The sequence below is a fragment of the Dietzia timorensis genome (assembly GCF_020742175.1).
Lineage (GTDB): Bacteria > Actinomycetota > Actinomycetes > Mycobacteriales > Mycobacteriaceae > Dietzia > Dietzia timorensis_A.
The window spans coordinates 1-4828 of the sequence record NZ_DYXM01000046.1 but is presented as its reverse complement, the minus strand read 5'-3'; the positions used below and the strand labels follow the sequence as shown (position 1 = coordinate 4828).

At 68.2% G+C, this 4828-nt stretch carries 4 protein-coding genes and 1 pseudogene; 1 reads left to right on the top strand and 4 read right to left on the bottom strand.

Annotation, left to right across the window (positions count from 1 at the left end; all coding sequences use genetic code 11):
* Positions 1-271: pseudogene (locus tag K8V11_RS02235) on the bottom strand (hypothetical protein); the annotation flags it as partial.
* Positions 272-490: 219 nt separating this feature from the next.
* Between K8V11_RS02235 and K8V11_RS02230 the strand changes: the two are divergent.
* Entirely contained in the window at positions 491-826 is a 336-nt protein-coding gene (locus tag K8V11_RS02230; RefSeq protein WP_303910586.1) for a hypothetical protein, read from the top strand.
* A gap of 16 nt (positions 827-842) precedes the next feature.
* On the opposite strand, the gene guaA is transcribed toward K8V11_RS02230, so the two are convergent.
* The 3 genes from guaA to K8V11_RS02215 all read right to left on the bottom strand — a co-directional run.
* Positions 843-2435 carry a glutamine-hydrolyzing GMP synthase gene (guaA, locus tag K8V11_RS02225; RefSeq protein WP_303910585.1) on the bottom strand — a complete coding sequence of 531 codons (1593 nt, stop codon included), beginning with the start codon at positions 2433-2435 and terminating at the stop codon, positions 843-845.
* 32 nt (positions 2436-2467) lie between these two features.
* A complete protein-coding gene (locus tag K8V11_RS02220) occupies positions 2468-4228 on the bottom strand; it encodes a GMC family oxidoreductase (protein ID WP_303910584.1) in 1761 nt (586 codons plus the stop codon).
* Positions 4229-4374: 146 nt separating this feature from the next.
* Positions 4375-4828: IMP dehydrogenase (locus K8V11_RS02215; RefSeq protein WP_303910583.1), on the bottom strand; the 454-nt coding region annotated here is incomplete at its 5' end.

Genomic DNA, 4828 nt, shown 5'->3' with positions numbered 1-4828 from the left:
GCGCGAGTTCCACTGGGGGCGGGTCGGCCGGTGCGCGACCGCTGAGCGCGACGGCCGGAGGCATTTTGCCCCGCTCGGGTTTGCCGTTCTCGTCGGGTGGGAGCGCCCCAGGCGGCTCCGGTGCGTCGAACGGAACCGGCGCGTCCAGTGGGGTTCCACGCGCAGGCGCCGGGCAAAACGTGGGCACCGGACTCACCGCGGGTTCGGGCTCGCCGGGTAGCTCCCCCGGCTCCGCCGGATCGGCAGCCGGCGCGAGGATGGGCGGCCCCATGATGGGCGCCATGCCCATGGGAGCCGGAGGGCGAGGCGGCAACAAGGCTCACTTCCCTGCCGACTACCTAGTTCACCCATCCCATTCGAGCGAACTCATCGGAGACCTTCCCGCCGCCGTGCAACCCGTCCTCCGCGGGAGTCGAACCTCGGCGGAATGAGACCTGCCAGGGCCGCGTTGCACGGAGCAGACCGACATCGCAACGAGGAGGAGAACCCGATGAGCACCGGCCCCGACGTAAATTTATGCGCAGTGCCCACCGCCGGGCAGGGCGCGCTCGCCGGGGCCTGCATCCGCGAGATCACCCCCGAGCTGCGCGCGCTGTCGGGTTCGCCGCGCTGGGCCACCGCCATGGTCGCCCGGCGCCCGTTCTTCGGCGAAGGCGACCTGCTTCGCTCCTCCGACCAGGTCCTCGGCTCGCTCACCGCCGACGAACTGGCCGAAGCCGCCCGCAACCTCGAAATCGACGCGGCGACCGAGGCCGAAATACGCCAAGAGCTCGCGAAGAGAACCGCTCAAGGCCTCCGCGAGCTCCACGCCCAGGGCGCCATCTAACAGGCGCCGCCGGCTGCTACTCCCACTCGATCGTCCCCGGTGGCTTACTCGTCACATCGAGAACCACGCGGTTGACGTCAGACACCTCGTTCGTGATCCGGTTCGAGATCTTCGCCAGCGTCTCGTACGGCATGCGCGTCCAGTCGGCCGTCATGGCGTCCTCCGACGAGACCGGCCGCAGAACGATCGGATGGCCGTACGTCCGGCCATCGCCCTGCACGCCGACCGAGCGAACATCGGCCAACAACACGACCGGGCACTGCCAGACCTGGGCGTCGAGGCCCGCCGCCGTCATCTCCTCGCGCACGATCGCGTCCGCAGCGCGCAGCGTGGCCAAGCGCTCACGCGAGACGGCGCCGACAATGCGGATCGCGAGGCCCGGCCCCGGGAACGGGTGCCGACCGACGATCGACTCGGGCAGGCCAAGTTCGCGGCCGACCGCGCGAACCTCGTCCTTGAACAGCAGCCGCAGCGGCTCGACGAGGGAGAACTCGAGATCCTCCGGCAGCCCGCCAACGTTGTGGTGGCTCTTGATGTTCGCCGTGCCGGCCCCGCCGCCGGACTCGACGACGTCCGGGTACAGGGTTCCCTGCACGAGGAAATCGACGCTCGCGCCGCTCTCGGACTCCGCGCCCAGCACCTCGGACACCGCGCCCTCAAAGGAGCGGATGAACTCGCGACCGATGATCTTGCGCTTCTCCTCCGGATCCGTCACCCCGTCGAGGTAACCGAGGTAGGTGTCCGAATCGTCGCGCGTGACCAGGCGGGCGCCGGTCGAGGCGACAAACTCCTTCTCTACCTGCTCGCGCTCGCCCGCACGCAGCAGACCGTGGTCGACGAAAACACACGTGAGCCGGTCGCCGATGGCACGCTGCACGAGCGCCGCGGCGACAGCCGAATCAACTCCGCCGGACAACCCACAGATCGCGCGCCCCTCGCCGACCTGCTCGCGCACCGCGTCGATGAGCTGATCCGCGATATTCGCCGCCGTCCAGCTCGGCTCGAGCCCGGCGACATCAGTAAGGAAGCGGGTAAGCACCTCCTGGCCGTGCGGGGAATGCAGCACCTCCGGGTGGTACTGGACGCCGGCCATCTTGCCTGCGGTGTTCTCGAACGCGGCGACCGGGGCGCCGGCAGTCGTCGCCGTCACCTCGAAGCCCTTCGGAGCGGCGTGGACCGAGTCCCCGTGGCTCATCCACACCGGGTGCGAGCCGGGCAGCCCCGCGTGCAGCGCTCCGCCGGAAACCTCCATGTCGGTGCGGCCGTACTCGCGAGAACCGGTCTTCGCGACCTCTCCGCCGAGCGCCTGGGCCATCACCTGGAAGCCGTAGCAGATGCCGAACATCGGCAAACCGAGATCGAACACGCCCGGGTCGATGCTCGGCGCGCCGTCGGCGTACACCGAGGCGGGCCCGCCGGACAGCACGATCGCCACCGGATTCTTCGCCTTGATCTCCGCTGCGGTCGCGGTGTGCGGCACCACCTCGGAATAGATGCGGGCCTCGCGCACACGGCGCGCGATGAGCTGCGCATACTGCGCACCGAAATCCACGACGAGCACGGGTCGCGGGGCGGCAAGGGACACTGCTGAGTTCTGCGGCTCTGTCACGAAGACCAGTGTAGACGGGTGCCGTTTCGCCGCTAACCGACGGCGACGATCGGCAGCCGCAGCGCGCCCGGCGCCGACTCCGGCACGACCGGCGCGGTCGGCGCCACCGGCGCGATCCGCGTGTATCCCTCGCCCTGCTCGGGGCGCGAGTCGGTCTCGCCCTTATTGGGCCACAGGGACATCGCGCGCTCGGCCTGCGCCGTAATGGAAAGGGACGGGTTGACGCCGAGGTTCGCCGAAATCGAGGCGCCGTCGACCACGTGGAGCGTCGGATAGTTCCACACGCGGTGGAAGGGATCCAGGACGCCGGACTCGGGACGGTCAGAGATCGCGCAGCCGCCGAGGAAATGGGCCGTCAGGGGGATGTTCGCGATCTCGCCCCACGTGCCACCGGCGATTCCGTCGATCTCGTCGGCCATGTGGCGGGTGGCCTCATTACCTGCGGGGATCCACGTCGGGTTCGGCGCACCATGGCCCTGGCGGGAGGAGACGAACTTGAACGGCCCGAAACGCCTGACGTACGTCGTCAACGAATTGTCGAGGTTCTGCATCACCAACGCGATGATCGTGCGCTCGGACCAGTGCCGCAGATTGAGCAGCTTGAGCGGGAGCAACGGGTTCTTCTTGACCCCTTCGAGCAGCTGTCCGACCCGAGAGCGATCGCCGTCGGTGAGGAGCGTCTGCAGCGCACCGATCGCGTTTGAGCCCTTTCCGTAGCGCACCGGCTCGATGTGCGTGTCCGGGCGCGGATAGAACGACGAGGTGATCGCGACGCCCGAGGAATAGTCGGCGTCCGGATCGACTTTGTCCGCCATCGCACCGAGGATCGCCTCGGAGTTCGTTCGCGTCAGCTCTCCGAGCGCCGGGGATAGCTGCGGCAGCCGACCGTCGGCCTTCGCATAGTGGAGCAGATGCTGCGTGCCCCACGTGCCCGCGGCGAGCACGACCTGTCCGGCGATGACCGTGCGCGCCCGCTTGCCCCACTTGGTCCACTTACCGGTGCGCTCGAGCTGCACCTCCCACGTTCCGTCCGAGCGGGGGCGCAGACCGGTCACCGTCGTGCGGTCCCAGATCTTCGCGCCCGCCTTCTCGGCGAGGCCGAGGTAGTTCTTGAGCAGGGTGTTCTTCGCGCCGACGCGGCAACCGACCATGCAGTTACCGCATTCGGTGCACACGGTTCGGTGCGGACCGACGCCGCCGAAGTACGGATCTTCGACGGTCTCCCCGATGTCGCCCTTGCCGCCGGTCTTCTTCCCGAAGTACACACCCACCGGCGTCTTGCGGAAGGTGTCGGAGGCGCCCATCTTCGCGGCGACGCGCTGCATCACCGAATCCGAAGGTGTGTCCAGCGGGTTCGTCACGACGCCGAGCATGCGGCGGGCCTGGTCGTAGAACGGCGAGAGTTCGTCATCCCAGTCGGTGATGTGGGCCCACTGCTTGTCGTTGAAAAACGCGTCCCCCGGCTTGTAGAGGGTGTTCGCGTAGTTGAGCGAGCCGCCGCCGACCCCAGCGCCGGCGAGGATCATCACGTCCTTGAGTAGGTGAATCCGCTGCACGCCGAACAGGCCGAGCTTCGGCGCCCACACGTACTTGTGCAGCCGCCACGAGGTCTTCGCCATCTGGTCGTCCTCGAAGCGGCGACCCGCCTCGACAACGGCGACCTTATAGCCCTTCTCGGTGAGCCGCAGCGCGGACACCGAGCCTCCGAAACCGGAGCCGACGACGACCACGTCGACATCCACGGGACCCGTGGCATTTCGGGCAGGGGCAGCGGAATTCGGCACGGCCGACATGTAAGTCCTCCTGGGCAGGGGCTGACCAAACAACCGGCAGCCACTCTCCATGAGTGGCTTGGGTTACACAGAACCCTACTCTGAAGTCAGATTCCCGCGGAAGCGCGTCTTACATTCGGGGGGAATTTGTCTAAATTCGGTGGTCGCTAGTCCGGACGGACCGCGAGATCGACCTTCTGGAAGCCCTTGACGTCGGTGTAGCCGGATTTGCCCATCGCGCGGCGCAGGCCGCCGATGAGGTTTCTGGTGCCGAAGGGTTCCGCCGTCGGCCCGAGGAGAACTTCTTCCATCGGCACCGTCGAGTCGAACACCGGCTGCACGTCCCCACGAGGCACCGAGGGGTGCGCGGCCGTGGACTGCCAGAAGGTCCCCTTGCCCGGGGCCTCGTCGGCCTGCGCGAGCAGAAGGCCGAGGGACACCGCGTCGGCGCCGCACGCGATCGCTCGGGTTATATCGCCGGAGGCGGCGATGTCGCCGTCTGCGATGACGTGCACGTAGCGTCCGCCGGTTTCGTCGAGGTAGTCGCGGCGGGCGGCCGCGGCGTCGGCGATAGCGGTGGCCATCGCCACGTTCATCCCGAGCACCTCACCGGTGGTCGAC